Origin of the sequence: Halorubrum wangae (genome assembly GCF_051194135.1) — an archaeon.
Classification (GTDB): Archaea; Halobacteriota; Halobacteria; order Halobacteriales; family Haloferacaceae; genus Halorubrum.
Map to the genome: position 1 here is coordinate 1 of NZ_JBLZNH010000011.1, position 613 is coordinate 613.

1 protein-coding gene is annotated in these 613 nt (G+C 55.6%); it reads left to right on the plus strand.

Annotated elements, in window-relative coordinates:
* The first annotated feature begins 166 nt into the window (after nt 1–166).
* Nucleotides 167–526: an AzlD domain-containing protein gene (locus ACNS84_RS16080; protein ID WP_435075877.1), complete on the plus strand. Its 360-nt coding sequence runs from the start codon at nt 167–169 to the stop codon at nt 524–526.
* The last annotated feature ends 87 nt before the right edge of the window (nt 527–613 follow it).

Consider the following 613-nt stretch of genomic DNA (forward strand, 5'->3'; position numbering starts at 1 on the left):
GTCTCCTGAACAGCATGATCAAAACGTGGACTATCGCCGTCGTCGCTGTCGTCGCCGGCGTCGTGTCCCTCGTCGGTGGTGGATTACCCCTGAATGTTGGCATCATCGTCGCCGCCATCGTAGGGACTACTGCTGGAATTGTTCTCCAGCGAGCCGGGGTGAGTAGATGATCGACGGAATCCCGGAGTTGTCGATCTGGCCGTTGTTTATCATAATCGGTATCGGCATCTTCGCTATTCGGCTCTCATTCATCCAGCTACACTCCACACTTGGCGGTATTCCACCCGAAGTCGAACGGGCGCTTAAATTTGTTCCGGCAGCGATCATCGCAGCCATCGTCTTCCCCGATGTCTTCGTTGTAGAGAGCGCGCTGACAGACTTGGACGGGGTACTCCGGGTGATATATACGCCGCGGGTGTTCGCTGCACTCAGTGCGGCGATAATCGCCCGGTATACCGGGAGCATCCTTGCCACGGTCGGGGTAGGAATGGCTCTTCTCTGGACTCATCGTTTGCTGCTGGGATGAGTGTATGAAAACGATTAGCAATGCCAATAGCGTGTTCACCATCAATAGCCCGTGTTGAACGTGGGCACATCGCTGACGACACCCTCT

What these genes read in the sequence shown, in the direction of transcription:
- ACNS84_RS16080 (WP_435075877.1), top strand. Translation starts at nt 167, where the DNA reads ATGATCGACGGAATCCCGGAGTTGTCGATCTGGCCGTTGTTTATCATA.